This window comes from Pseudomonas alcaligenes (genome assembly GCF_014490745.1).
GTDB lineage: Bacteria > Pseudomonadota > Gammaproteobacteria > Pseudomonadales > Pseudomonadaceae > Aquipseudomonas > Aquipseudomonas alcaligenes_C.
The window spans coordinates 802,929-829,928 of sequence record NZ_LZEU01000001.1 but is presented as its reverse complement, the minus strand read 5'-3'; the positions used below and the strand labels follow the sequence as shown (position 1 = coordinate 829,928).

The following is a 27,000-nucleotide window of genomic DNA, read 5'->3' as shown; positions in this document are numbered from 1 at the left end:
AGCCCATTGTGCCCCATGGGTGGACACGGGCCGACAAAGCCTCACGCCAGCCAAACGCGGCCAGGGCCTCCCTGCCCTGCCGCGCTGCCGCTTAGCCCTGCACCAGGGCCTGGGCGGCTAGCTCGCCGGTCTCCACCGCGCCATTGAGGAAGCCCCAGTATTCCTGGGAGCAGTGCTCACCACAGAAGTGAATGCGATTGCCGACATCCTTCTCCCACTGGGCGCCCCAGAAGCGGGTGTAGTGACCCAGCATAGGCGCCGCGTAGCTGCCACCACTCCAGGGGTTGATCGGCCATTTGGATACCAGCGCCTTGCCCTGGTAGGCCGCGCTGGTACCGGGGAACACCGGCTCGATCTGCCCAAGCAGCCGGTTCACATCCTGGCTCGCCGCCTGCTGGAACGGCACGCTGGCGCTCAGCGCGCGCCCCTGCTGGCCGCCGAGGAAGTTGCTCAGCACGCTGCCGGTGGTCGGCTTGCCCACCTGAGTGTCCCATACGGTGACGAAGCCATCGGCGCCGGAATAGCTCACCCCGCCCATCTGCACCAGTTCGCCACCTACCTGGCGCTGCGCATTCCAGGGCCGCGAGCCGCACTGGATATGGATCTTGGCATTGCTGCCGAGGGTCATCTCGGCGATCGCCAGGCGCTTGGCCGGGGCAAAGCTGGCGCGGATCTCCGGGGAGATATCCACCTCGCGCAGCTTGCTGAACGGCAGGGCCAGCACCAGTTGGTCGCAGATGTCGGTGCTGCCGTCGGCGAAGCCGCAGACGTAGGGGCCCATGGCACTGCCGGAAATGCTGGTGAGGCGCTTGCCGGTGACTATGCTGCCCGCCGCCAACTGGTTGGCCATGGCGTACACCACCGAGTCGTTGCCGCCGACTATGTGGAAGCGCTCGTCGGTGCCGGCCAATGGCAGCGGCTCGTTGGTCGAGTTCGAGGCCATCAGGTAGACCAGGTTCAGACAGGTCTGCTCCTGGGGCGTGTGGCCATACTCGGAAATCACGTCGGCCTGCATCAGTTGGCCGAAGTTGCTGTTGCGGCCGATGCCGGTCTGGTCGAGCCAGTCCGGCACGTTGATCACGTCCAGGCGCCGATGTTCGGCGTTGTTCGCGTTGTAGGTCGGCTGCCAGGGCGCGGCCTGCTGGGTGCGCTTGAACAGGTCTTTGAGCAGGCGCCAGTCGGCGGCCAGCTGATCCTCGCGGTAGAGCTGGCCATTGACCCGGTACAGCTCCTCGCTGCCGGGCGTCCCGCCACTGTTGACGTCCTCCAGGCTGAGCCCGAGCTGGTTGACCAGGTTGCGCAGGGCGCTGTGCTCGGTGGACACCAGCTCGCCACCACGCTCGACGGCCATGCCGTCGTCGAAGAAATCGCGGGTGGTGAAGGCGCGCCCGCCAATGCGGGTATTGCCCTCGTAGAGGGTGCAGCCATAGCCGTACTGCTTGAGCCGGTGGGCGCAGCGCAGGCCGGCCAGGCCGGCGCCGATGACGATCACTCGCCCGGGGCCGTTGCCCTGCCCGCCCATGGCCGCCAGGGCCGGGCTGAGCCCACCGAGCAGGCTGGCTCCGGCGACGCCGGCACCGAGGGTCTTGAGGAAATCGCGACGCTGCTGGCGCTGGCTATTGGCCAGGCGCTCCTGCTCGCGTTGCAGGTCGAGCAGTTCGTCCACCGGCATGCCGGTGCGCTCGGATTCGTGATGGGCCCACTGCAGACGACGGAACAGGCGGGCCAGGGGGGAATTGCTACGACGGGACTTGCGACTCATGAGGTATCTCCATGAAGGGTTTAACCACGATGAATACGAACCGCCCCCCTCACGGGGCGCGGCTACTGCCGTAAATTGACGATCAGCAGGACGTGCTCACGCCCTGCGCAGCCGCTACCGCCAGAACCGCCCTGGTCAGCGACCTGCACTGCAGCGCGCCAGCCATGCGGGGACCGACGCACCTCTCACTTGATGTACCAGCCCCAGGGCTGGTCGCTGTCGTAACGGGTGATCTGTTTCACCTCGCGGTAGCTGTCGAAACCCCACTGGCCCAGCTCGCGGCCGATGCCGCTCTGCTTGTAGCCACCCCAGGGCGCCTCGGTGAAGGTCGGCTGCGAACAGTTGATCCACACGATGCCGGCGCGCAGGCGCCGAGCCACCCGCTCGGCGCGCGGCAGGTCGCGCGACATCACCGCCGCCGCCAGGCCGAAGGGCGAATCGTTGGCCAGGCGCAGGGCCTCGGCCTCGTCGTCGAAGGCGCGCAGGCAGACCACCGGGCCGAAGATTTCCTCGCGCCAGATGTCGCTATCGGTGGGCACGTCGGCGAAGATCGTCGGGCTTAGGTAGTAGCCCTGCTCCAGCCCGGCCGGGCGCTCGCCGCCGTGCAGCAGGCGTGCACCGCTGGCGCGGCCGGACTCGATGGCGGCCAGCACCTTTTCGTACTGCCCGAGGCTGACCAGCGGGCCAAGCAGCACGCCCGCCTCCAGGCCGTTGCCGATACGGATCTTGGCCGTCTCCGCGACCAGCCGTTCGAGCAGCGCCGGGTACAGCGCACGCTGCACCAGCACCCGCGAGGTGGCCGAGCAGACCTGGCCCTGGTTCCAGAAGATGCCGAACAGGATCCACTCCACCGCCGCCGCGATGTCGCTGTCGGCGAACACGATAAAGGGCGACTTGCCACCCAGCTCCAGGCTGAGGTTCTTGATCTCGCGGGAGGCGGCCTGCATCACCCGGCGCCCGGTCGGCACGCTGCCGGTGAAGGCCAGCTTGTCCACCAGCGGGTGCTCGGCCAGCGGCGCGCCGGCGTCGGCGCCGAGGCCGGTGACCAGGTTGAACACCCCGGCCGGCACCCCCGCCTCGTGGACGATGGCGGCCAGCTCCAGGGCCGTCAGCGGCGTCAGCTCGGACGGTTTGAGGACGATGCAGCAGCCGGCGGCCAGCGCCGGGGCGACCTTCCAGGCGGCCATCAGCAGCGGGAAGTTCCACGGAATGATGGCGCCCACCACGCCCACCGGCTCGCGCTCGACCCAGGAGCTGAAGCGCTCGTCGGCCAGGGCGATGCCCTGCCGTGGCGCGCGGTCGGCGGCCTCGGCCAGGTCGGCGTAATAGTCGAAGCAACCGGCGGCATCGCCCAGGTCCCACTCGGCCTCGGGCAACGGCTTGCCGTTGTCGCGCACTTCCAGGCGCGCCAGCTGCGGCAGGCGGCGGCGAATGCCGGCAGCGATGGCGCGCAGCACCTCGCCGCGCTGGGCGCCGGACAGGCGCGGCCAGGGGCCATCATCGAAGGCGCGGCGAGCCGCGCGCACGGCCCGGTCGACGTCCTCGGCGGTGGCCGCCGGCACCTGGGCCAGCAGGCTCTCGTCGCTCGGATCGAGGCTGGCGAAGCTGCCGCCCTGGATCGGCAGCGTCCACTGCCCGTCGATGTACAGGTGCTGATAGATATCCATCGCTGACTCCCCTCAGGCCGTGGCGGCCGCTTCGATACGGATATGTTCCAGGCGACTGAAGGCGGCGATGTGTGCGCCGCGCCCCACCCGCACGCCGGGGCCGAAGACCACGCAGGGCTCGATGCGCACATCGGCCTCCAGCTCGGTGTCGGCGCTGAAATACACGGTGTCGGCGGCGGCCAGGGTCACCCCCTCGCGCATCGCCCGGCTGCGCCGGCGGCGCTGGAATACCTGCTCGGCGGCATGCAGTTGTTCGCGGTCGTTGACCCCGAGGATTTCCTCTTCCTCGACCTCCACCGCCACCACCGCCAGGCCGGCGGCATTGGCCAGCTCCACCGCGTCGGTGAGGTAGTACTCGCCCTGGGCGTTGGCATTGCCGATGCGCTCGAGCAGCCACAGGCAGTGGTCGGCGCGAAAGCCCATCACCCCGCCGTTGCACAGGTTGATCGCCAGTTCTTCCGGGCTGGCGTCCTTGGCCTCGCGGATGGCCTTCAGCCGGCCCTCCTCCACCAGCAGGCGACCGTAGGGGCCGGGCTGCTCGGTGGTAAAGCCGGCCACCGCCACCGCGGCGCCGTCGATCAGGGTCTGGCGCAGACGCTCGAGGGTGTGCACGCCGATCAGTGGCGAGTCGCCGAACAGCACCAGCACGCAACCCTCGGCATGCGCCTGCAACGCCGGGCGGGCGGCCAGCACCGCATGGGCGGTGCCCAGGCGCTCACGCTGGACGAAGCGCCGTGCACGCGGTGCCACCTGCTGCACGTAGTCGAACACCGCCGGGCTGTCCGGGCCGAGGACCACGGCCAGGTGCTCGATGCCGGCCTGCTCGGCGGTGGCCAGCACATGGCCGAGCAGCGGACGGTTGCCGACCTGGTGCATGACCTTGGGCAGGTTGGAACGCATGCGCGTGCCTTGGCCGGCGGCGAGGATCAGGGCCAGGGTGGGAAATGCAGGGCTGTTGCTCATAGGTGCCTCTTGTTGCGAGGGAGCCTGGCAGTCGCGCCAGGCTCCCGGAATTCAGGAGGCCGCCGCAGGCCAGACGGGCCTGCGGCGGCGTCATGGCCGAACTACAGAATGTCCAGGGGATACTCGGTGATGAAACGCACTTCCTCGTTGTCATCGCCGGCGTTGAGGTTGGCCGCGCTGTTGCCCCGGTAGGTGGCCTGGCGCAACTTGAAGGACAGTCCCTTGGCCGAGCCGTCCTGCACCACGTAGGCGACCTGGATGTCGCGCTCCCACTCCTCGCCATCGACCACCCCGGCTTCCCAGGCATAGGCGCCGGTCGGGTCGGCGCCGCTGCCATCGGAATCCTTGCCGGTGACATAGCGCGCCATGAAGCTCAGCCCCGGCACACCCAGGCTGCTGGCATCGAGGTCGTACTGCAGCTTGTAGGACTTCTCGCCCGGGGCGTTGAAGTCACACCACTGCGAGGAGTTGGCCAGCCAGATCGAGCCGCCGCCGTTGTAGGCACCCAGCGGGTTGGCACCGTTGACGCCGTTATCGGCGCCGTCAAAACCGCTGATGCCCAGGTAATCGAACGGGGTGTCGCCGTTGATGCGCTGATGGGCGAAGGTGAAGGTGTGCGCCCCGGTGGTCAGCGCCAGGGACACACTGAACGAGTCGTTGTTGATCTCGCCCGCCCGCGCGTCGCCGGCATCGTCGGTCTTGTAGTAGTTGAAGCTGGTCAGCAGCGAGGTGCCCTCGCCCAGCGCCAGGAAGTGGTAGAGGTCGGCGTAATACTGATGCCAGACATCCTCGAAGTTGGCCGCATGCAGGCCGCCCGACAAGGTTTCGCTGAAGGTGTAATCGCCGCCGATATAGTCGGCGCGATCGACCCGGGTATAGCCGTAGATGGTGCCCAGGTTGCCGTCGCGGTTGCTGCTGTTTTCGGCGTTGCCCGAAGTGAAGTGACCGCCCTGCAGAGCCAGATCCTTGATCTCGTTGCTGCTGAACATCACCCCATTGGTGTGCGCCGGCATCAGGTAGCCGTCCCAGGTGCCGAACACCGGGCTCTGCGGATTGAGGTCACCGACTTTCAGCTCGGTCTCGGAAATGCGCAGTTTCACCGCACCGCCGACCATGCCGTAGCTGTCCTGGCCCTGGCAGCTGATCGTCTCGCCGAAGGCATTCTCGTCACAGTGACTGCCGTCGACGGGCAGGTTGCTGCTGCCACCGGTACCGCCGCCACCGTTGAGGCGCACGGCACCATTGGCAAAGGCGTCGAGACCGACGCCAACCGTGCCCTGGGTATAACCCGAGGTGTAGGTCAGCATTTCCGCCTGGGACCAGTCGCTGCGGTAGTTCTGGGCGGCCGCATCGTTGTTGCGGAGGTTCTTGTAGAACACCATGTTGCGGCTCAGCAGGGTCAGCTTGGCGTCTTCCACAAAGCCCCTGGACTGCGCCTGGCTGGAGTCCTGCAGGCCCTGGGCCAGCAGTTCGGTACCCACAGCCTTGGAGTCATCGTCGACCACTTCCGCGGCATGGGCCAACTGGGTGGTTGCCGCCGCGATGGCGAGCGTGAGCATGCTCAACTTGTTCATGTACATCGTTTGAATTCCTGAATCTTATTGTTATGGGTCAGCAGCCGATGGCTGATCGCCCTTGCCGCTTCGGCACCTGGCGGATCAACACGACTGCGGCAGATCTCACTTGTTGGCGGTGGTCAGCGGAGCGAACTGATCCTTGGCGAAGACCACCTTGCCGCCGACCAGGGTCAGCAACACCTGATTGCGCGCCAGCTCTTCCTCCGGCACCTGCATGAAGTTCTTCTCCAGCACGATCAGGTCGGCGAACTTGCCCACTTCGACCGAGCCGACCGCCTGCTCCAGACGCAGCTGTTCGGCGGCGTTGCGGGTGATCGCCCGCAGCACGGCACTGCGCGACAGCGCCGGGTCGGCGTTGAGGCGGGCGGCGTAGTTGGGGCCGTAGCTGTGCGGGTTGGTAGGGTCGCCGGCGCGGGTGACACCAACCTTGAGAGCGAGCATTTCGTCGAGCGGATCGACCGGCCAGTCGCTGCCGAAGGCGATGCGCCCACCGGCGTTGTGGATGCTTCCGGACGGCTCCATGCGCGCCATGCGCTCGGCGCCCAGGTGGTCGTCAGTGCCGTCGACCGAGAACGGTGCCTGCTGGGCCCACTGGAAGGACATGGTGGCCGTTACGTCGAGGGCCTTGAAGCGCGGATAGTCAGCCGGAGCGACGACCTCGGCATGGGCGATGGACGGACGGAAATCGCTGTTCGGCAGTTGCTGGCGGACATAGGCGAAACCGTCCAGCGATTCGCGCACGGCGCGTTCGCCGGTGGCATGCAGGTGCGGGTCGAAGCCGGCCTTCACCGCCTCGACCAGCAGCGGATCGAGCACCTTGGCGGAGTAGTACAGCTCGCCCAGGTTGCTGCCCGGCATCCAGTGCGGCTTCTGTTCGCTGCCGGTATTGTGCAGATAGGGAGTCAGCAGCGCGCCGGTGTCGGCCGGAGCGTTGATGATGCCGTCCATGAACAGCTTGACGTGGCGCATGTTCACCGTCGGCGTCGCCTGGATGGCGCCCTGGTCGTAGGTCTGCGCCAGGGCCTTGGCCTCGGCGATGGTCTTGACCGGGTCGGCCGCGGCGGCGGCCGGGTCCAGCTTGATCGCCAGCAGGGCGCGGGCGGTCAGGTCGCCGGACTGCTGCAGTTGGCGGAAGGCCTTGGCGTTTTCCGGCCCGGACAGGGCGTCGAAGAAGCTGGTGATGCCCTGCTCGCGCATGGCATCCAGGGCCAGGCGGATCTGCGCCAGCTTCTGCGCCTCGGTGGCCGGCGGGATGGCCGCGACTATGGCTTCGGTGGCGCCGTCCTCGGCGATGCCGCTGGGGTTGCCGGCGCTGTCACGGGCGAACTTGCCACCTTCGGGATCGACCGTGGCCTTGCTGATGCCGGCCAGTTGCAGGCCGCGCGAGTTGGTCAGCACGGTGTGGAAATCGGTGGAGCGCACCGAAATCGGCCGGTCGGTTTTCAGCGCATCGAGGGTCGCCTTGTCCGGATCGCCATCGAGGTTGTTCATGCCCATGCGATCCCAGCTGCCCACTTCCAGCCAGTCGTTGGGGCCTTTGCCGGTATCGGCATCCAGGCAGGCCTGGATGGCTTTCTGGAAGTCGGCGCGGGTCATCGCCTGGTATTTCAGGTCGCACAGCGACAGGGCGCGGCCGCCGTCGCCCGGGTGCATATGGGCATCGATAAAGCCCGGCATCAGCATGCGCCCGGCCAGGTCGATCTGCTGGGTCTGCTGACCGATAAAGGGTGCCAGACCGGCATCGCTGCCGACATAGACGATCTTGCCGGCGGACACGGCCACCGCCTGCTGCACCGACTCCTGACCATCGACGGTGTACACGTAGCCATTGCGCAGCACCAGGTCGGCCGCCGGCGTGCTGGCGGACTGACAGCCGAGCAGCGCAAAGGCCGAAACTGTCGTGCTGGCCAGTGCCATACATAACGTTGAGAGTTTCACGTTCCTTACCTCAGTAAGTGTTCAGGACATGGTCGAAGCGACCGATGTGCATGCCTGCGGCATGCCGGGACAGCCTAACGAGCCGAGGAAATCTGCGGCCCTCTACAAATGAGGAGGGCCCAGGCAACTCCTTGCGCCGGGCGCGCTGCGCACCTGCCCCGGGGTGGTCGGCAGCGGTGGCGACAGGCGCAGAATGGAACCCAGCTCGACCTTGCTGCGCACGCCCAGCTGCAGGTAGCAATTGCGTAGGTAGGTGCGCACGGTGGCCGGGCTCAGGGCCAGCATCCGGGCGATTTCCTTGTACGAGTGCCCGGCGGCGAACAGCATGGCGGCGCTGCGCTCGCGCGGCGCCAGAGCCGTGCTGCGCGAGGCGGCCGAGAGCGCCAGGAGCACCTGCTCGCCCACCACCGTGAGGGTCAGGTTGCCGCGGCCCAGGCGCACCACGCAGGGCGCCCGGGGCACTTGCTCGAGCAAGCTGGCGGGCAACAGCGAGCCACTCCAGTCGGGCTCCACCGCGGCGATGCAGCTGCACAGCCGCGCGCCGATGTACAGCAGGCGGCCATCCTGGGTGGCCACCGCGAAGTCGCTCGCCGCATCGCTGGGGGCCAGGCGCAACAGATCCTGCAGTTGAAAGCGCCAGAGCTGCAGCAGGTGGTCGCAGAAGGAGGAGAACAGGTTGGCCTCGGCGTCGCTGAAGGCCCGCCCGGCCACGCCCCGGTAGAGGCAGATGAAGAACATCAGGCCGCTTTCGGGCAGCTCGAAAGTGATCGTCAGCAGGTGGTAGAGGTCATGCCGGCGGGCGAAGTCGTTGACCGCCGCGCAGGGATCGCCAAAGCCGCTGGCGCGCAACACTTCCCCGGGCCGACTCAGGGTGTCGTGGCAGAAGCTGTCGCGGGCGGCGATCTGGCGCCACTCGGCGACAAAGGATTCGCTCAGGCCGATCCGCCCGTGCATCCAGTTCTGCGGCTGCGCACCGGCCTGCGGCGCGGATAGCTCACCCCACCAGGCCGAGTCGAAAGGCACCAGGTCGCGCAGCAGTTGCAGCGCATCGGCGATGAACTGCGCCGCGTCCCGCTCGCGCGGCAGACGCCCCAGTTGCAGCAGGCACTGGTTGAAGGCCTGCAGACTGTCCTGGGCCGCGGCCGCTCCGTAACAGATCATCGGCCGACCTCCGTGGCAGCACGAGCCAGGCGCGCGCCACGCCTGCGCTGGGCAGGCGTGGCGGTTACGGCAGCGGCGGCGTTCATGGCAGTCTCCTGACTCAGACGCGGTAGAACTGGTCGTCGGCGTAGGGGTACCACCACGACTGGATCTGCGGCTGGTGGTCGATGATCACCATCTTCGAGCGGCGGAACGCATCCAGGCCCTGGCGGCCCAGCTCGCGGCCCATACCGGACATCTTCCAGCCACCGAAGGGCAGCGCGTCGTTGTCGATCAGCGGGTTGTTGACCCAGACCATGCCAGCTTCCAGGCGGTCGGCGGCCTCCATGGCCTCGGCCAGGTCGGTGGAGAACAGCGAGGCACCGAGGCCGAACGGCGAGTCGTTGGCCAGACGCACGGCCTCGTCGAAGTCGGCGACCTTGCAGATGGCCGCCACCGGGCCGAAGCACTCCTCGTGGAAGATCGCCATCTCGGCGGTGACGCCGGTGAGGATGGTCGGCTCGTAGAACCAGCCGACCGGGTGCTGCGGCGGCACACGCCCGCCACAGACCACCTGGGCACCCTTGGCCACGGCGTCGTCGACCAGGCGCATGACCTTGTCGCGCGCGGCCTGGCTGACCAGCGGGCCGATCTCGCTGTGTTCCAGACCATGGCCGATGCGCAGCTGACGGGTGCGCTCGGCGAAGCGGGCGACGAACTCATCGTGAACCGCGTCGACCACGAAGAAACGCTCGGCCGAAGTGCAGATCTGCCCGGTCAGGTGGAAGGCAGCGGTCACCGCACCAGCAGCAGCCACCTCCAGCGGCGCGTGCTGGCTGATGATCATCGGGTCGCTGCCGCCGGCCTCGATCACCGCCGGTTTCATGCGTTCGGCGCAGGCCATCGCCACCGCCTTGCCGGCAGCCACGCTGCCGGTGAAGGCCACCGCATGGGTGCGCTCGGACTGCACCAGCAGCTGGGCGGTCTGCGCATCGCCCGGCAGGCAGGAGATCAGCCCGGCCGGCAGCACGCGGAAGTGCTCCATGAACTTCAGGGTGCACAGGCTGGTGCTCTCGGCCGGCTTGACGATGCAGGCGTTGCCGGCGGCCAGCGAGGCGGCCAGGGTCCAGCACATCAGCAGGATCGGGAAGTTGAACGGCATGATGTGCACGCTGACGCCATAGGGTTCGTAGCGCACATGCTGGAAGGAGCCGAGCTGGGTGGTGCCGGCGACCTTGCCGGCCTCGTCGCGGGCCATCTCGGCGTAGTAGCGGAAGATCGGCGCGCAGTTGGCCAGCTCGCCCATAGCCTCGGGGAATGGCTTGCCCATCTCCAGGGTCATCAGCCGCGCCACTTCGCGGTTGCACGCCTCGTTCTGCTCGATGGCGTTGGCCAGGCGGTGCAGCAGCGCGGCGCGACTCTTGGCATCGACCTTGCGCCACTGCTGGTAGGCGGCGCCGGCGGCGTCCAGCGCCGCGTCCACGTCGCCCTGCTCGCACAGGCCGATGCTGCCGACCTGCTGCAGGCTGGCCGGGTCGATGATGCCGCGCAGGCGGCGGGTCGCCGGGCTCTGGTAGTCCGGGTTGATGAAGCGCAGCGGGGTGTCGCAGTTGAAGGTGGTCATGGCAGTTCCTGCAAAGTCAGAGAGATTGGCCACGCAGGCCGTCGAGCACGGCGACCGGCAGGTCGTCGCGCCAGCCTTCGAGGTGGCAATCGAGGAAATCGCGTAGCGGATGCAGCGCCGGCCGTTCCAGTGCCTCGCGGAACAGGCGCAGCACCCGTGGCAGGTGAGCGAGGTAGCCGAGCTTGCCGTCGCGCTTGGCCAGGCGCACGAAGATGCCGAGCACCTTGGCGTGACGCTGGGCGGCGAGCACCGCGTAGTCGGCGAGGAAGGCCTCGCGGTCGAGCTGCGGGCGCTGCGCCAGGTAGCGCTGCAGCAGGTTGTCCTGCAGCTCGCGCGGCAGGTCGCGACGCGCATCTTCGAGCAGCGACATGAGGTCGTAGGCGCAGGCGCCGTGCAGGGCGTCCTGGAAGTCCAGCAGGCCGCAGGCGGCCACGCCGCTGCGCTCTTCCAGGAGCATCAGGTTGTCGACGTGGAAGTCGCGCAGCACCAGGGCCTCGCGACGCCCGGCGACCAGGTCGCAGAGGCCGTCGAACAGCGCCATATAGGCCGTGCGCAGGGCCGAGGATGGCGCCGCGCCGAGCAGCAGCGGCGCGTACCAGTCGATGAACAGGGCGAATTCGTCGGCCAGGCGCTGGTCGTTGTAGGCCGGCAGTACCGCGGCCTGCTCGGCCGGTGCGCGGTGCAGGGCCACCAGGCAGTCGACGGCCAGCTCGTACAGCGGCGCCTCGGCCTGGCCGGCAGCCAGCAGGCGGGTGTAGGTGGCCTGACCGAAGTCCTCGATCAGCGCCAGGCCTGCCTGCTCGTCGGCCGCCAGCACCCGCGGCGCCGACAGGCCCTGCTCGTGCAGCAGCTCGGCCACCCGCAGGTAGGGCGCCAGCGGCTCGCCCGCGGGCGGCGAATCCATCAGCAGCAGGGACGCGCCCGGCAGGCGGAAATAGCGGCGCGCCGAGGCATCGGCCGGCAGTGCCTGCAAGGTCGCCTCGGCATGCCAGTGGCGAGCGACGAAGGCCGCGCGCTGCTGCGCGCGCACCTCGCTGGAAGGGGTCAGGGCCTGGTTCATGGCATCACCGGATCATGTAGACCTTTTTCACCGTCTCGTGGACGGTGCACACGCCTTTCCAGTCCTTGGGGAAGAAGGCGGCGGTATCCGGGGTGATCTCGATCACTTCGCCCGACTCATGCACGTAGGTGCAACGCCCTTCGAGGAAGTGGCAGAACTCGTCGCTGGTGACGTGGCAGAACCACTTGCCCGGCGTGCAGTGCCAGATGCCGCACTCGGACTGGCCCTCAGGGCCCTTGTGCAGCACCACACCGCTGACGTGCGACTGGCCTTCGAGCATGGTCGGGATCACGCCCCAGTCCTTGAGTTCGGTGACCTGCAGGGGGCGGTGGATAACGGGGGTTTTCATCGTGCTTTACTCGCTTTTTCAGACAGGGCCGCGCCCGCCGGGCGCGGCGAATGGGGCCGGTTCAGACCAGCATGTAGGTGTTGCGCAGGGTCTCGCGCACTTCGCACTCACCCGTCCAGCCGGCGGGGAACATGACCAGGGTGTCGGCGCCGACCTCGATCACCTCGCCGTTGTCGCGGCGGTAGATGGCGACGCCCTCGAGGAAGTGGCACAGCTCGTCACGCGGGATGGACAGCTTCCAGGTGCCCGGGGTGCACACCCACAGGCCGACTTCCGGACTGTTGCCCGGCCCCTTGAACAGCAGGCGGCCGCTGGAGTGGGACTGCCCGGCGACGGCGTCGGACTGGTAACCCCAGTCCACCAGGTCGGCGTAGTCGCGGGCGCCGATGATGTGCGGGGCGCTGGATTGCAGGCGGGCTTCAGGCATTTTTGAGGATTCCATCGAGGATCTTGGCCGCGTCTTGCGGGCCCTTGCGCGAGGTCATGTAGGCGCTGGCGTGCTGGAGGCGCGCCTGCATCGCGGCATCGCCGACGCACAGCGCCAGCTTGTCGGCCAGCTCGCTGTCGTCCCAGTCGTAGCGATCCATGCGGAAGCCGTGTCCGGTTTCCTGGGCACGCATGGCGTTGTCGTGGCCGTCCCACACGTAGGGCATGACGATCGCCGGTTTGCCGAAGTACAGGCACTCGGTGAAGCTGTTGTTGCCGCCGTGATGGATCACCGCGTCGACCTGGGCGATCACCGAAGGCTGCGGGTACCAGTTGGAGACGATCACGTTGTCCGGCAGGTCGGTGTACTGCTCGACGTACTCGCCGACGTTGAACAGCGCGCGGTACGGCAGCTTGCCGATGCTGGCGATCAGCCGTTTGAGCAGCTCGACGTCGCCGGAGCCAAGGCTGCCGAAGCTGACGTAGAGCAGCGGCTTGTCGTTGTTGGCGCGGAACTGGGGAATCTCATAGGCCTTGTCCTGGCGCACGCAGCCCTGCAGGTAGTGGAAGCGCGCCGGCGGCAGCGGGTAGCGGCGCTCGAACTTGACCGGATCCGGATACAGCAGCAGGTTCATCCAGGGCGACTCCTCGAAGAAGGTGCCCAGCGGATAGGGACGCTCGCCGCACTCGGCGAGGAAGGCGTTGAAGTCCTCGTGGATTGGCTTGATCACTTCCTCGAACTTGGCATCGAAGCGCGCATGGCCGGCCTTGTCGTCGACGCTCATGCCCGACAGGTAAGGCGGGATGTCCGGGTCGTGCACCTCGTTCTCCGAGCAGGAGATGATGCGTACCCAGGGCTTGCCGTACTGCTTGATGGCCGGGAACAGGATGACGTTGTCGACGCAGATCAGATCCGGCTTGATCCGCTCGAGGATCTCCGGCAGGCCCTTCTGCGCCCACTTGCTGGTCTCGACGATGGCCGCCCAGCATTCCTTCACATAGTTGTCGAGCTGGTCGATCGGCGCCTTGCGGAAGTTGGGGATATGGCCGTTGATGAAGTCGCTCCAGTAGCGTGCCATCTCCTCGGCCGGCATCGGCTCAGACATGTTCACGTAGTGCTCCTCGAAGCCGTAGGCCGAATACACCCCGGTCATGCCCGGGTCGGTGAGGAACACCGCCTTGTGTCCCAGTGCCTCGCAGGCCTGGGCGATGCCCACGGAGTTGAGCGCCGGCCCGTAGGCGGCCTCGGGGAAGAAGGCGATGACTTTGCGTTCACTCATGGTCGGTACTCCGGTGTTGTTCTTGTGATTCAGCAGGACAGTACGCGGGCATGCTCGGCGCTCCAGCCGAGGCGGATCGGCATGCCACTGGTGAAGGAGGAGAACTCGTGCTCGGCGCTCGGCACGCGGACGATCAGCGGCTTGGCGGAAACCGCCGTGCGCACGTGCAGGTTGGTGTCCAGGCCGTGGTACGCGACCTCCACCACCTGGCCGTCGAGCTGGTTGTCGCAAGCGGCCGCTTGTGTGCCGAGCACGCGCAGGCGTTCGGGGCGCAGGGCCAGGGTCACCTGGCCACTAACGGCCTCGGCGGTCGGTTCGATCTGCAGGGTCTGGCCACCGGCCTCGACCTGGTTGCCGGGCAGGCGCCGGGCCTCGATCAGGTTGCTGACGCCGATGAAGTCGGCGACGAAGCGGTTCTTCGGGTACTCGTAGAGGTTGGCCGGGCTGCCGCACTGGCTGACCTGGCCATCCTTGAGCACGGCCATGCGGTCGGCCATGACCAGCGCCTCTTCCTGGTCATGGGTGACCACGATGAAGGTGATGCCACTCTCGTGCTGCAGGCGCTTGAGTTCCAGCTGCATCTTGCCGCGCAGCTTCTTGTCCAGGGCGCCGAGCGGCTCGTCGAGCAGCAGCACCCGCGGGCGCTTGATCAGCGCACGGGCCAGGGCCACGCGCTGGCGCTGGCCGCCGGACAGCTGATCCGGACGACGGCGGGCCAGGTCGCGCAGCTGCGCGGTCTCCAGCATGGCGTCGACGCGCTGGACGATCTCGTCCTTCGGCAGCTTCTCCATCTCCAGGCCGTAGGCGATGTTGTCGCGCACGCTCATGGTGGGGAACAGCGCGTAGGACTGGAACATCAGGTTGAGCGGCCGGCGGTTGGCCGGGATCGGCGAGATGTCGCGACCGTCGAGGAAGATCTGCCCGGAGGTCGGCGTCTCGAAGCCGGCGAGCATGCGCAGCAGGGTGCTCTTGCCGCAGCCGGAAGGCCCGAGCAGGGCGAAGAACTCGTTCTCGCGCACGTTCAGCGACACGTTGTCCACGGCCAGGCCCTGGCCGTAGCTCTTGCTGACCTTGTCGAGGACCAGCAGCGGGGCTTTGTCAGTCTTCATGCTTGCTTTGCACCTTGTTGAGCCGCTGGGAAGCGAACAGCGCGGTGAAGCTGACCAGCATCACCAGGGTCGCCAGAGCGTTGATTTCGGGAGTGACGCCGAAGCGGATCATCGAGTAGACCTGCATCGGCAAGGTGGTCGAGGCGCTGCCGGCGCCGGAGTTGAAGAAGGCGATGATGAATTCGTCCACCGACAGGGTGAACGCCAGCAGGCCGCCGGCCAGCACGCCGGGAAAGATCGCCGGCAGCAGCACCCGGCGCAGGGTGGTCGGCCAGCTCGCGCCGAGGTCGATGGAGGCCTCGAGAATCGAGTAGTCGAAGTGCTTGAGGCGGGTGCGCACCACCGCGCAGACGAAGGCGATGTTGAACACCACGTGACTCAGGATGATCGAGTGCAGGCCCAGGCTCATCTTCAGCAGGTTGAAGAAGCTCAGCAGGGCGATGGCCAGGACGATGTCGGGAATGATCATCGGCGCCATCAGCAAGGTGTCGGCCAGCCCGGCGCTGCGTGCCGGGTTGCCGCTGGCATGGGCGCGCAGCTCGACGCCCAGCGCCAGCAGGGTGCCGAGCAGGCAGGCCAGGGTGGTGGACACCAGCGCCACGATCAGGGTGTTCAGCGCGGCGTGCTGGATCGCCTGGTTGGCCAGCAGCGCGCCGTACCATTTCAGCGAAGCGCCACCCCAGGCGGTGGGCAGGCCGCTGGCGTTGAACGACAGCAGGATCAGCACCAGGATCGGCACATAGAGGAAGGCATACACCAGCCACAGGTGACTGCCGAGCAGCACGGCGGATGGATTACGCATGGCGGGCCCCCTGGGCACGACGGGCCAGCAGTGCCTGGATGAACAGCAGCAGGAGCATGATGGCGATCAGGAAGAAGGCCAGCGCCGAGCCGAACGGCCAGTCGCGTGCGGTGAGGAACTGCGAATAGATCAGGTTGCCGACCATCAGCACCTGCTTGCCGCCCAGCAGGTCGGCGGTGATGAAGTTGCCGATGCTGAGGACGAAGACGAACACCGCGCCGGCGGCGATGCCGGGCACGCTCATCGGCAGGATGATGCGGCGGAAGGTCGTCCAGCCGGAGGCGCCGAGGTCGCTGGAGGCTTCCCACAGTTCGCGGTTGATCCGCGACAGCGAGGAGTAGATCGCCAGGATCACGAAGGGGATGTAGTTGTACACCAGCCCCAGGATCACCGCGTTCTCGGTGTACAGGATGTCGAGCAGCTCGCCGTACAGGCCCAGCGGCTCCAGCAGGCCGGCAAGCAGGCCCTTGCGGTTGAGCAGGACGATCCAGGCGTAGGTACGGATCAGGTAATTGCTCCAGAACGGCAGCATCACCAGGAACAGGTAGATCGCCTGGCGCCGCTGCGGCGCGCGGACGATGGCGTAGGCCGCCGGGTAGCCGATCAGCACGGCGAACAGGGTGGCCAGCCCGGCGATCTTCGCCGAGCGCAGGAGAATCTCCAGGTACAGCGGGTCGAGCGCACGCAGGTAGTTGTCCCAGGTGAACACGTAGTCGATGCCGCCGTAGGCACCGCGCTCGAAGAAGCTGTAGACCAGCACCAGCAGGCACGGCACCAGCAGAAACAGCGCCAGCCAGCCCAGCGCGGGCAGCAGCAGCCAGGCCGACAGGCGTCTGTCAGCGTGCAAAACACTCATGCGTAGTTCCCCCAACCCCACGCCTGTGGGGTGGTATGCAGCGGATTGGAATGATGGAGCGGCGGGCGCCGCTCCATGGGTGGAGCCAGTGAGCCCTATTGAGCGGCCATGATCTCGGTCACGGCGCGGGTATAGGCCTTCTGCGTGGAACCGCCGACGTCACGCAGCAGCTGCTGCTTGACCAGTTCGGCAGGTGGCGTGGTGAGGTTCGGGTACTGCGCCAGCAGCTCCTTGCTCAGCCCCGCCATGGCCGCCTGGTTGGGCACCTTGTAGAGGATGTTCTCGGCGACCCAGGCGTGGTTGTCCTTCTCCAGCATGAAGTTGACGAACTTGTACGCCGCGTCGAGGTTCTTCGAGCTCTTCATCACCACCATGGTGTCGACCCACAGGTCGGAGCCTTCCTTGGGCACCACGAACTTGATGCTGGCGTTGGCCTGGGTGCCGTAGTTGCACCAGCCATCCCAGGCGTGGGCCATGACCGTCTCGCCGGAAGCCAGCTTGGAATAGAAGGTGGTGTCGTCGAAGGAGAGGATGCGTTTCTTGCTCTGGATCAGCTCGTCACGTACCTGGCTGATATGCGCCGGGTCGGCCTCGTTGACGCTCCAGCCGTTGGCCAGGAAGCCGGCACCGAGCAGCCAGCGGTCGGTGGCCAGCAGGGTCAGCTTGCCTTTGACCGCGTCGCTGGGCTTGAGCAGGTCGTTCCAGCTGGCAGGCGCCTGGGCCAGTTTGTCGGAGCGGTAGCAGATGCCGGTGGTACCCCAGGTGTAGGGCGCCGAGAAGTGGTTGCCCGGGTCGTAGGCCAGCGCCTGCGCTTCGGGATAGAGGTTCTTCAGGTTGGGCACCTTGGCCGCATCCATCTCGGCCAGCAGGCCCTGCTTCTGCAGGATCTCGGCGAACTGGGCGGAGACGAACACCACGTCATAGCCTTCACCGCCAGAGGCCATGAGCTTGCCCATGATCTCTTCGTTGGTGGCGTGCAGCGACTTGTCGGCCTCGATGCCGGTGGCTTTCTGGAACTTCTCCAGGGCATCCGGGGCCATGTAACCGTCCCAGATGGAAATCACCATGTCCTTGGCCTGAGCCAATGGCGCCGCGAGAGCGGCGGACAAGGTAAGACTTGCGCACAGCAGGGTTCTGCTTCTTTTCATGTGGCACACCTAACGACTGTTTGTTGTTGTTTCGAAGGCAGCAAAGGATGAAGCGGTGGTACGTGTCTTTTTTTTAAAATAAAAACCAGCACGACTCGCAAGTCAACACTTTTCTGTTCCTTGTTGAGCAAACGTCGCTGTGGCATAAGGTGTGTCGCGCGCAACAACCCCGTACGAGAGCCACGGCTTGAGCAAGAACACCGAGAAGAAGCCCCGCACCAACCACCTGGAACTGGCCCGGCGGATCATCGAGCTGGCCCAGGAAAACGGCATGGCCAGCGGTGACGCCCTGGCCGAGCAGCAGCTGGCGCGCAGCTTCCAGGTTTCGCGCACGCTGATTCGCGCCGGCCTCAACCTGTTGGTCGAGCAGGGCCTGGCCGAACACCAGGCCGGGCGCGGCTACAGCCTGCTCGCCGACCCGTCGAGCCAGGCACTGAGCCCGGCCCTGCCACAGGCCGAAGAAGAGGAAGTGGCCGCCTCGGTACTGCGCGACCGCATGGCCGGCCGCCTGAGCAACAGCATCGGCATCAGCGAGGTCATGCGCCGCTACGACATCGGTCGGCCGGCGGCGCAGAAGGTGCTCAGCCAGCTCAGCGAGGATCAGGTGCTGGAGCGCGGCCCCGGCCAGTCCTGGCGCTTCCGCCCACTGCTGGACAACCTCACGGCCCTCGAGGAGAGCCTGCAATTTCGCATGGTGCTGGAGCCCGAAGCCCTGCTTGCCGAAGGCTTCAACGTCGACCGCCAGCGCCTGGCACTGCTGCGCGACGGCACCGAGGAGCTGCTGGCGCGACCGATCGAGCACTTCGACATCGAGCAGTTCCGCGAGCTGGACATCGGCTTCCACGAGATGATCGCCACCTGCTGCGGCAACCGCTTCATCGGTGACGCCCTGCTCCAGCACCAGCGCCTGCGCCGCCTGCCCAACCTGCTGCCGATGGTCAGCGTGCACCGCCTGCAGGAAGCGCTGCGCGAGCACCTGCGCATCCTCGAGCACATCGAGCGCGGCCAGCTGCAGATCGCCGCCGACCTGCTGCGCCTGCACCTGCGCCTGTCCGCCGCCGGACGCCCGCAGACCGCCAACCGCGGCATTCCGCAAGGCTTCTACCAGCGCCGCTAAGCCTGGTAATCCACAGCCCGGACAAAGGCGCGGCGAGCATGGCATGCTCGCCGCCAATTGCGTTCGCCTGCCCTGCGGATTTGCAGCGCAGAAAATAAAAATGTTTTTTTATCTGAAAAAATACATTATCTAGAACACACCGGCCGGAGACCCGAGCTCCCCGGACATGGAAGAAAACCGATCATGCCTAAAGAAAGACTCATCGCCCTGTTCCCCGAGGCCAGCTTCGGCGCCGCGCTGAACTGCATCGGTATCGCCCAGGCGCTGCGCGAACAGGGTGCGCGCCCGGTGTTCATCTGCCACGAACACTTCCAGGGGCTGTTCGCCGAGTACGGCTTCGCCGAATACCCCCTGCTGCTCGACAGTCCGCTGTCGGCCGCGGAGCACCAGCACTACTGGGAGCGCTTCATCGAGCGCAACATTCCCTACTTCGACCAGACACCGCTGGAGCAGATCGACAGCTACGTGGCGCCGGCCTGGGAAGCCATCATCGACACCGTCATCGAGGCCGAGAAGCCGCTGCAGCAGCTGCTGGCCCGGCTCAAGCCGGACGCCATAGTGCTGGACAACGTGGTGATGTTCCCCGCCATCGCCAATGCCGGCTGCCCCTGGGTGCGGGTGATCTCCTGCGCCGAGACCGAGCTGCCGGATGCGGCCGTACCGCCCTACCTGTCCGGCGCCAGCGCCAGCGACGCGGAGGCCTGCGAGCGCTACCAGCAGCACTACGTCAAGGCCGTCGCTCCGGCCCATGCGCGCCTGGCGCGCTTCCTCGAGAGCCATGGCCACCAGCCCTGCGCGCCCGGCCTGTTCCTCGAGGAGTCGCCCTGGCTCAACCTGCTGCTGTCGCCCAGCCCGGTGCGCTACCAGCGCCAGCAGGCCCTCGACCCGCAGCGCTTCGTCTACCTGGATGGCTGCGTGCGCCGCGAGGCGCCCTATGTGGTGCCGCCGTTCCCGCAGCACAACGAGCAGCCGCTGATCTACCTCAGCTTCGGCAGCCTGGGCGCGGCCGACGTGGCCATGATGAAGCGCCTGATCGCCGTGGCGGCGACCCTGCCCTACCGCTTCCTGATCAATGTCGGCGCCTATCGCGAGCAGTACGACAACGTGCCGGACAACGTCTACCTGGACAGCTGGTTCCCGCAGCCGGCGGTGCTGCGCGAGTGCCAGCTGTTCATCCACCACGGCGGCAACAATAGCTTCTGCGAGGCCCTGTACTTCGGTCTGCCGTCGCTGATCATCCCCTACTGCTGGGACGGCCACGACAACGCCCGGCGCGCCGAGGAAGTCGGCGTCGGCCGTTACCTGCCGCGCTTCGCCGATCCGCTGGGTGCCCTGCCCGGCGCCATCGCCCAGCTGCTCGGCGACCCGGCCATGCGCCAGCGCCTGCAGCAGGCAGGCGCGGCGATGCAGCTCTCGCGCGGCACCGAAGTGGCTGCCCGCGCCATCCTCGGCCTGCCGAGTCCATAGCCTCAATAACAAGAAGACGTCCATGACCCCACGCGCCCTCGCCAGCCTCGAACATGCCATTCCCCAGCCCTACTGGCTGGACGCCGCAGCCCCACCACCGGCCTTCACCCGCCAGGTTGGCCAGCTGCGCTGCGATCTGGCCGTGGTCGGCGGCGGCTTCACCGGCCTGTGGACAGCCCTGCAGGCACGGCGGCGCTACCCGGACAAACGCATCGTGCTGCTCGAAGCCGGAGCCTGTGGCGGCGCCGCCAGCGGACGCAACGGCGGCTTCTGCGCCCCGAGCATTTCCCACGGCGTATCCAATGCCCTGAAGCGCTGGCCGGATGAGGCGGAAACCCTGATCCGCCTGGGCCGGCAGAACCTCGACGAACTGCAGCAGGACATCGAGCAACTGGGCCTGAACGTGGAGTTCGAGCGCCAGGGCAAGCTCAACGTCGCCACTACACCCTGGCAGACGGAGGGCCTGCGCGCCCTGGAGCAGAAGTACCGGCGCTTCGGTATCGACTGCCAGTACCTGGAAGGCGACGCGCTCAAGGATCGGCTCAACTCGCCGGCCTACAGTGCCGGCCTGTACGAACCCAACTACGCCCTGCTCAACCCCGTGCGCATGGTGCGCGAACTGCGCCGGGCCTGCCTGCAGCAAGGCATCGAACTGTACGAACATTCGCCGGTCGAGGCGCTGCTTCCGCGTGCCGACGGCATCACCCTGCAGACCGCCTACGGCGAGGTGCTGGCGCAGCGCCTGGCCCTGGCCACCAACGTGTTCACCAACCTGCTGCCGCAGCTCAAGTCCAGCGTCATCCCGATCTACGACTACGCCCTGACCACCGAGCCCCTGAGCGAGCTGCAGCTGACCGCCATCGGCTGGCGCGGGCGCTACGGCATCGCCGACTCCGGCAACCAGTTCCACTACCTGCGCAAGACCGCCGACAACCGCATCCTGTGGGGTGGCTACGACGCCATCTACCCCTTCGCCAGCAAGCTCGACGAGGGCCTGACCCAGCGCCCGGAAACCTTCGTGCGCCTGGCCGAGCAGTTCTTCGCCACCTTCCCGCAGCTCGGCGATATCCGCTTCAGCCACGCCTGGGGCGGCATCATCGACTCCTCGGCGCGCACCACCCTGTTCACCGGCTGCAGCGCCGGCGGGCGCATCGCCTATGCGCTGGGCTTCACCGGCCAGGGCGTGTCCGCCAGCCGCTTTGCCGCCGCCACCCTGCTCGACCTGCTCGAAGGCGCCCACACAGAGCGCACCGCGCTGCGCATGCTCAGCCGCATGCCCTTCCCCTTCCCGCCCGAGCCGCTGCGCTACATGGCCGTGGGCCTGGCCCAGCGTGGCCTGGAACGGGAAGACCGCACCGGCCAGCGCAACCTGCTGCTACGCACCCTGGATGCCTTCGGCGTGGGCTTCGACTCCTAAATCCCTATCCGCAACGAGGAACATTCATGTCCAAGCTTCCCGCCCATGTCGTCGACTTCGCCAGCAACCCGGTCGAAGTGCAGATCAACGACATCACCGACCCGGCCATTGTCGAGGCGCCCTACCGCAGCCACACCTGGCGCCACTTCAGCAACCCGCAGAAGCAGTTCACTGCCGGGATCTGGGAAGCCGGCCCGCACAAGGAATACTGCAGCTGCGATTTCGACGAGCTCTGCCACCTGATCGAAGGTCGGGTGCGCCTGACCGATGCCGACGGCAGCAGCCGCGAGTTCGGCCCCGGCAGCTCCTTCGTGGTCGCTGCCGGCTTCCGCGGCACCTGGGAAAACCTCACCCCGGTGCGCAAGGTCTATGTGATCCTCGGCGCCTGAGAACCTGCTTACGATCTCCTGGCCGTCGGCCATACGGCGTTAAAAACAGCCTCGGAATGCTCATTTACAGCTCGTAAACTCCGCTTCCTCGGCTGTTTTTGCCTTGTCTGGCTCTAGTCCAAAAGCTCGTAAACAGGTTCTGTGCACGCCCAGAACAGGAACCCCGACAGATGGACTATTGCGTGAATCACCTGGCCGAACCCGTGGCGCTGACGGCGGACTGGTCGGCGCCGGCCTGGCAGGCCGCCGAGATCATTCGTATCGAGCAGTTCCGCCCGGAGAGCAGCGACCACCGCCCCGTCACCGAGGCCAGGCTGCTGTACAGCGATGCCGGCATCCACGGCATCTTCCGCGTGCAGGATCGCTACGTGCGCTGCGTGCACCAGCAGTTCCAGGATCTGGTGTGCAAGGACAGCTGCGTGGAGGTGTATTTCCAGCCCAAGGCCGGGCAGGCGACGGACAACGGTTACCTGAACCTGGAGATGAGCGGCAACGGCACCCTGCTCAGCTACTACATCACCGACGCCGAACGGGCGCCGGGCGGTTTCAAGGCCTTCGTCAAACTGACGCCCGAGCAGGGCCGCCAGGTGGCCATCCGCTCCACCCTGCCCGCGCGGGTGGAACCGGAGCTGAGCGAGCCGACCGAGTGGTGCCTGCAGTTCTTCCTGCCCTTTGCCCTGCTGGAGGCCTATGTCGGCCCGCTGGGTGCGCTGTCCGGGCAGAGCTGGCGCTGCAACCTGTTCAAGTGCGCAGACGAAAGCTCGCATCCGCACTGGGCGTCCTGGCAGCCGGTGCCGGAGCTCAACTTCCACGCCCCGGACACCTTCGGCACAATTCGCTTCGCCTGAGCCGGCCTCAGCGCCGCTTCATGCGCGAGCGCAGCTTGTAGCGGTCGCCAGGGTGGATCAGGCGGGCGTAGCTGATCAGGTGCTCGTCTGACCAGGTACGGCGGATCATCGACAGGCACGGCGAGGCGGGATCGATATCCAGCCAGGCAGCGGTCTGCGCATCCACCAGCACGGCCTCGACCACATGCTCGACATCGGCGATCGGGCAGCTGGCCACCAGCACTTCGTTGGGCGTCTGCTTGGCGAAGTCGCATTCCAGGTAGTGCGGCACCCAGCGCGGATTGACGTAGCGATCCTCGAGCTGGATCGGCACGCCGTCCTCGCGGTGCACCAGGATGCTGTGGAACACCTGAGCGCCCAGGCGCAGGCCGAGGCGCAGGGCCACCTCGTCGTCGGCTTCCACCGCCTCGCAGCGCAGCACGTCGTTGCTGTAGGCGTGGCCGCGGCCGCGCACCTCGCTGGCGATATTGAGCACCTCGTGCAGCGAGGACTCGGCCTTGCGGTCGGTGACGAAGGTACCGAGGCCGGCCTGGCGCAACAGGTAGCCCTGCTGCACCAGGTTGTTGATGGCCTTGTTGGCAGTCATGCGGCTGACGTCGAAGTCGCGGGCCAGCTGCTCTTCCGGGGGAATCTGGTGGTTGACCGGATAGGCGCCGCCGCGGATGCGCTCGAGCAGAAAGTCCTCGATTGCCTTGTAGCGCGGGGTCTTGCTAGTCACGGCAGCTCCTTGAAGATCGGGGCCTGCATGATAACGCCCGCCACGTCGCTCGGCAGCGGCCCGTCGAGCAGGACGGAGCGGAACGGGCTCATTGCATGCCGCCAATCGCGCTCAGGATGACATCCAGACTGGCAGCATCGTCGAGCAGCGCCACGCTGCTGGCAATGTCCGGCGCCAGCCAGCGGTCCTCTTCGTAGGCCGGAACGCGTTCGCGCAGCAGCCGCCAGGCGGCACCGGTGCCCGCGCCGAACGCCTGCTCGCGGTGAAACTCGAAGGCCTGGGCGGCCAACAGGTATTCGATGGCGAGAATGCGCGTGCAGTTCTCCAGCGCCTTGCCCAGCTTGAGCGCGGCGCTGGTGCCGAGGCTCAGATGGTCTTCCTGCAGGCCGGAGGTGACGAAGTTGTCGACCACTGCCGGCTGCGCCAACTGACGGTTCTCGCCGACCAGGGCGGCGGCCACGTATTGGGCGATCATCATGCCCGAGTTGACGCCGGGGCGGCTGACCAGGAAGGCCGGAAGACCGCTGACCAGCGGATTGACCAGGCGATCCACCCGCCGTTCGGCGATGCCGCCCAACTCGGCCACCGCTATCGCCAGCAGATCGGCGGCCATGGCCACGGACTCGCCATGCGGGTTGGCCTGGGAAACCACTCGATAGCTGTCCGGCGTGCCCAGCAGCAGCGGGTTGTCATTGGCCGCGTTGAGCTCCCGGTCGACCTGGCTCGCCGCGTGCGTCCATTGATCGCGGCACGCGCCATGCACCTGCGGAATGGAGCGGATGCTCAGGGCATCCTGGGTGCGGATGCCCCGGCTGGCGGCAATCACCTCGCTGCCCGCCAGCAGGGCGAGCAGATTGGCGCCCACCGCCTGCATGCCGGGATGGGGCTTGAGCGCGATGATCTCGGGATCGAAGGCCGCGATTTGTCCGCGCAGGGCCTCGAAACTCATGGCGCCGATCACATCGGCCCAGCGCAGCAGGCGCTCGGCGTCGGCCAGGGCCAGGCAAGCGAGCCCGGTCATGCAGGGCAGGCCGTTGACCAGGCACAGACCGTCCTTGGCGCCCAGCTCGATCGGCCGCAGGCCTTCGGCGGCCAGCGCCTCGCGGGCGGGCACCTCCTGGCCGCGATAGCTGACTTCGCCGATACCCAGCAAGGCAATGCCGACATGCGCCATATGGGTCAGATAGCCCACCGAGCCCTGGGACGGTACCCGTGGGGTGATGCCACGCGCCAGCAAGGCCAGCAGCGCTTCGACCACCTGGCGCTGCAGGCCGGACTTGCCATGGCTGTAATTGGCAATGGCGCAGCAGATGATGGCGCGGGTCTGCTCATCGGCCAGCACCGGCCCGACGCCACAGGCGTGACTGAGCAGGGTGTTGCGCGACAACGTGGCGAACTGCTCGGCGCTCAGCACCACCTCGCTCAACGCGCCGAGGCCGGTGCTGATGCCATAGGCGCGCTCGCCGCGGGCGACGATGCGCTCGACGATGGCGCGCGCGTTATCGATGCGTGCCCAGGCCGCGGGGCTCAGCGCCAGCGGTGCGCCGTGCCGCGCCACCGCCACGACCTGGCGCCAGGTCAGTGGCGCATCGCCCAGTAGAACGCTCTCGGGGTACGGCATCACGGCACTCCTAGACATGGGCCACGCGGCGCTGGACGAATCGGTCGACGTAGTCGTCGGCAGGCTGGTGGAGGATTTCCTTCGGCGTGCCGACCTGGATCAGCTGACCATCCTTGAGGATGGCGATGCGGTTGCCGATGCGCACCGCCTCGTCCAGATCGTGGGTGATGAAGACGATGGTCTTGTGCAGGGTCTTCTGCAGCTCCAGCAACTGGTCCTGCATGTCCGCGCGAATCAGCGGGTCGAGGGCGCTGAACGCCTCGTCCATGAGGATGATGTCGGTGTCCGCCGCAAGCGCCCGCGCCAGGCCAACGCGCTGGCGCATGCCGCCGGACAGCTGGTGCGGATAGGACTTCTCGTAGCCCTTGAGGCCCACCGTGGCGATCCAGTGCAGGGCCCGTTCCTGGCAGTGCGCCTTGCTTTCGCCGCGCACCTTGAGGCCGTAGGCGACATTGTCGAGCACGGTGCGGTGCGGCAGCAGGCCGAAGCTCTGGAACACCATGCTGATCTTCTTGCGGCGGAACTCGCGCAGCGCCTGCGGGCTGTAGCGCAGGATGTCCTCGCCATCGACCAGGATCTCGCCGCTGGTGGGGTCGATCAGGCGGTTGAAATGGCGTACCAGGGTCGACTTGCCGGAGCCGGACAGGCCCATGATGACGAAGATTTCCCCGGCCGCGATGGACAGCGACAGGTCGTTGACCCCGACCACGCACTTGGTCGCACTCAGCACCTCGGCCTTGCTCTTGCCCTGCTGGATCATCGCCAGGGCCTCGTCGGCACGCTGACCGAAGATCTTGAATACGTTCTTGACGACAATCTTGCTCATGTTTGCGTCACTCACTGGTCGGCCTGATGGCGGGAGCGGCCATAGGCCTGGGTGATGCGATCGAAGACCACGGCCAGGATGACGATGGCCAAGCCGGCCTCCAGGCCCTTGCCAACGTTCAGCGTCTGGATACCGATCAGTACATCCTCGCCGAGGCCACGGGCGCCGATCATCGAGGCAATCACCACCATCGACAGGGCCATCATGGTGGTCTGGTTGATGCCTGCCATGATGCTCGGCAGGGCCAGTGGCAATTGCACGCCGAACAGCTGCTGCCAGCGGTTGGCGCCGAAGGCGTTGATTGCCTCCATCACCTCGTGATCGACCTGGCGGATGCCCAGATCGGTGAGGCGGATCAGGGGCGGCGCGGCGTAGATCACCGTGGCCAGAATCGCCGGCACCTTGCCCAGGCCGAACAGCATCAGCACCGGGATCAGGTACACGAAGCTGGGCATGGTCTGCATGATGTCCAGCAGGGGCATCAGCACGGCGCGCAGACGGTTGCTGCGCGCGGCGAGCACCCCCAGCGGAATGCCGACCAGCACCGAAATGGCGGTCGCCACCAGCATCAGCGCCAGGGTCTGCATCAGCTTGTCCCACAAGCCGACGGCACCGACCAGGAACAGCAGGCCGGTGATCAGCAGGGTCGGCAGCACGCGCCGGGTGGCGTGCCAGGCAATGCCGGCGACCACCGCGAGCACCAGCCACCAGGGCGCGGCGCGCAGCGTCCCTTCGAGGTAGATGATGGCCCACAGCAGGGTGTCTGAAATATGGCGGAATACGTCGCCGTACTGGGTCACCAGGGTATCGACCCAGCCGTTGACCCAGTCGGCGATGGAGAAGGTAAAGCGTTCGGGAAACATGGCGCACCCTCACTAGTGGTTCGTAGGCGAGGG

Annotated in this window: 24 protein-coding genes; 5 read left to right on the top strand and 19 right to left on the bottom strand. The window is 67.0% G+C overall.

The genetic code is table 11. The annotated features are described in order from the left end of the window. Nucleotides 1-91: 91 nt before the first annotated feature. The 15 genes from A9179_RS03710 to A9179_RS03640 form a co-directional block, all read right to left on the bottom strand. Nucleotides 92-1,762, bottom strand: a complete 1,671-nt coding sequence (locus tag A9179_RS03710) for a flavin monoamine oxidase family protein (protein ID WP_187804513.1) — start codon at nucleotides 1,760-1,762, stop codon at nucleotides 92-94. A 185-nt stretch (nucleotides 1,763-1,947) separates the two neighbouring features. Then, nucleotides 1,948-3,429: an aldehyde dehydrogenase family protein gene (locus tag A9179_RS03705; protein ID WP_187804512.1), complete on the bottom strand. Its 1,482-nt coding sequence runs from the start codon at nucleotides 3,427-3,429 to the stop codon at nucleotides 1,948-1,950. Nucleotides 3,430-3,441: 12 nt separating this feature from the next. Further along, nucleotides 3,442-4,392, bottom strand: a complete 951-nt coding sequence (locus A9179_RS03700; protein ID WP_187804511.1) for an NTP transferase domain-containing protein — start codon at nucleotides 4,390-4,392, stop codon at nucleotides 3,442-3,444. 101 nt (nucleotides 4,393-4,493) lie between these two features. Continuing rightward, entirely contained in the window at nucleotides 4,494-5,972 is a 1,479-nt protein-coding gene (locus A9179_RS03695) for an OprD family porin (RefSeq protein WP_187804510.1), read from the bottom strand. A 99-nt stretch (nucleotides 5,973-6,071) separates the two neighbouring features. Then, the gene (locus A9179_RS03690; protein WP_316851812.1) at nucleotides 6,072-7,907 is read right to left on the bottom strand and encodes an amidohydrolase; all 1,836 of its coding nucleotides are present in this window, start codon (nucleotides 7,905-7,907) and stop codon (nucleotides 6,072-6,074) included. 102 nt (nucleotides 7,908-8,009) lie between these two features. Continuing rightward, a complete protein-coding gene (locus tag A9179_RS03685; RefSeq protein ID WP_187804509.1) occupies nucleotides 8,010-9,068 on the bottom strand; it encodes a helix-turn-helix transcriptional regulator in 1,059 nt (352 codons plus the stop codon). A 100-nt stretch (nucleotides 9,069-9,168) separates the two neighbouring features. Continuing rightward, nucleotides 9,169-10,671, bottom strand: coding sequence for an aldehyde dehydrogenase family protein (locus A9179_RS03680; RefSeq protein ID WP_187804508.1), 1,503 nt, complete (start codon nucleotides 10,669-10,671; stop codon nucleotides 9,169-9,171). A gap of 16 nt (nucleotides 10,672-10,687) precedes the next feature. Next, nucleotides 10,688-11,731: an aminoglycoside phosphotransferase family protein gene (locus tag A9179_RS03675; protein WP_187804507.1), complete on the bottom strand. Its 1,044-nt coding sequence runs from the start codon at nucleotides 11,729-11,731 to the stop codon at nucleotides 10,688-10,690. Between the two features lie 4 nt (nucleotides 11,732-11,735). Then, nucleotides 11,736-12,080, bottom strand: a complete 345-nt coding sequence (locus tag A9179_RS03670) for a cupin domain-containing protein (RefSeq protein WP_187804506.1) — start codon at nucleotides 12,078-12,080, stop codon at nucleotides 11,736-11,738. A 61-nt stretch (nucleotides 12,081-12,141) separates the two neighbouring features. Then, on the bottom strand, nucleotides 12,142-12,507 hold the full coding sequence (locus A9179_RS03665; protein WP_187804505.1) for a cupin domain-containing protein: 366 nt from the start codon (nucleotides 12,505-12,507) through the stop codon (nucleotides 12,142-12,144). Continuing rightward, nucleotides 12,500-13,786, bottom strand: coding sequence for a nucleotide disphospho-sugar-binding domain-containing protein (locus A9179_RS03660; RefSeq protein ID WP_187804504.1), 1,287 nt, complete (start codon nucleotides 13,784-13,786; stop codon nucleotides 12,500-12,502). The genes A9179_RS03665 and A9179_RS03660 overlap by 8 nt, the downstream gene beginning before the upstream one ends. A 29-nt stretch (nucleotides 13,787-13,815) precedes the next feature. Beyond that, entirely contained in the window at nucleotides 13,816-14,895 is a 1,080-nt protein-coding gene (locus A9179_RS03655; protein WP_187804503.1) for an ABC transporter ATP-binding protein, read from the bottom strand. Beyond that, nucleotides 14,885-15,697, bottom strand: coding sequence for an ABC transporter permease (locus A9179_RS03650; protein WP_187804502.1), 813 nt, complete (start codon nucleotides 15,695-15,697; stop codon nucleotides 14,885-14,887). The genes A9179_RS03655 and A9179_RS03650 overlap by 11 nt, the downstream gene beginning before the upstream one ends. Beyond that, nucleotides 15,690-16,553 (bottom strand): ABC transporter permease, encoded by an 864-nt coding sequence (locus A9179_RS03645; protein ID WP_187804501.1) that lies wholly within the window; start codon nucleotides 16,551-16,553, stop codon nucleotides 15,690-15,692. The genes A9179_RS03650 and A9179_RS03645 overlap by 8 nt, the downstream gene beginning before the upstream one ends. Before the next feature lie 95 nt (nucleotides 16,554-16,648). Then, the gene (locus tag A9179_RS03640) at nucleotides 16,649-17,701 is read right to left on the bottom strand and encodes a polyamine ABC transporter substrate-binding protein (RefSeq protein WP_187804500.1); all 1,053 of its coding nucleotides are present in this window, start codon (nucleotides 17,699-17,701) and stop codon (nucleotides 16,649-16,651) included. A gap of 187 nt (nucleotides 17,702-17,888) precedes the next feature. Between A9179_RS03640 and A9179_RS03635 the strand changes: the two genes are divergently transcribed. The 5 genes from A9179_RS03635 (at nucleotide 17,889) to A9179_RS03615 (ending at nucleotide 22,939) form a co-directional block, all read left to right on the top strand. Further along, nucleotides 17,889-18,818 (top strand): GntR family transcriptional regulator, encoded by a 930-nt coding sequence (locus A9179_RS03635; RefSeq protein WP_223123167.1) that lies wholly within the window; start codon nucleotides 17,889-17,891, stop codon nucleotides 18,816-18,818. Between the two features lie 183 nt (nucleotides 18,819-19,001). Then, on the top strand, nucleotides 19,002-20,285 hold the full coding sequence (locus A9179_RS03630; protein ID WP_187804499.1) for a glycosyltransferase: 1,284 nt from the start codon (nucleotides 19,002-19,004) through the stop codon (nucleotides 20,283-20,285). Between the two features lie 22 nt (nucleotides 20,286-20,307). Beyond that, nucleotides 20,308-21,702 (top strand): NAD(P)/FAD-dependent oxidoreductase, encoded by a 1,395-nt coding sequence (locus A9179_RS03625; RefSeq protein WP_187804498.1) that lies wholly within the window; start codon nucleotides 20,308-20,310, stop codon nucleotides 21,700-21,702. A gap of 26 nt (nucleotides 21,703-21,728) precedes the next feature. Then, nucleotides 21,729-22,091, top strand: coding sequence for a cupin domain-containing protein (locus A9179_RS03620; protein WP_187804497.1), 363 nt, complete (start codon nucleotides 21,729-21,731; stop codon nucleotides 22,089-22,091). A 170-nt stretch (nucleotides 22,092-22,261) separates the two neighbouring features. Beyond that, nucleotides 22,262-22,939, top strand: coding sequence for a carbohydrate-binding family 9-like protein (locus A9179_RS03615; RefSeq protein ID WP_187804496.1), 678 nt, complete (start codon nucleotides 22,262-22,264; stop codon nucleotides 22,937-22,939). A 7-nt stretch (nucleotides 22,940-22,946) separates the two neighbouring features. On the opposite strand, the gene hutC is transcribed toward A9179_RS03615, so the two are convergent. The 4 genes from hutC to A9179_RS03595 all read right to left on the bottom strand — a co-directional run bounded on the left by hutC (nucleotide 22,947) and on the right by A9179_RS03595 (nucleotide 26,967). Beyond that, nucleotides 22,947-23,657, bottom strand: coding sequence for a histidine utilization repressor (gene hutC, locus A9179_RS03610; RefSeq protein WP_187804495.1), 711 nt, complete (start codon nucleotides 23,655-23,657; stop codon nucleotides 22,947-22,949). 88 nt (nucleotides 23,658-23,745) lie between these two features. Beyond that, nucleotides 23,746-25,278: an HAL/PAL/TAL family ammonia-lyase gene (locus tag A9179_RS03605; protein ID WP_187804494.1), complete on the bottom strand. Its 1,533-nt coding sequence runs from the start codon at nucleotides 25,276-25,278 to the stop codon at nucleotides 23,746-23,748. Between the two features lie 10 nt (nucleotides 25,279-25,288). Beyond that, on the bottom strand, nucleotides 25,289-26,119 hold the full coding sequence (locus tag A9179_RS03600) for a quaternary amine ABC transporter ATP-binding protein (protein ID WP_187804493.1): 831 nt from the start codon (nucleotides 26,117-26,119) through the stop codon (nucleotides 25,289-25,291). Beyond that, nucleotides 26,116-26,967, bottom strand: coding sequence for an ABC transporter permease (locus tag A9179_RS03595; RefSeq protein ID WP_187804492.1), 852 nt, complete (start codon nucleotides 26,965-26,967; stop codon nucleotides 26,116-26,118). The genes A9179_RS03600 and A9179_RS03595 overlap by 4 nt, the downstream gene beginning before the upstream one ends. Between the last annotated feature and the right edge of the window lie 33 nt (nucleotides 26,968-27,000).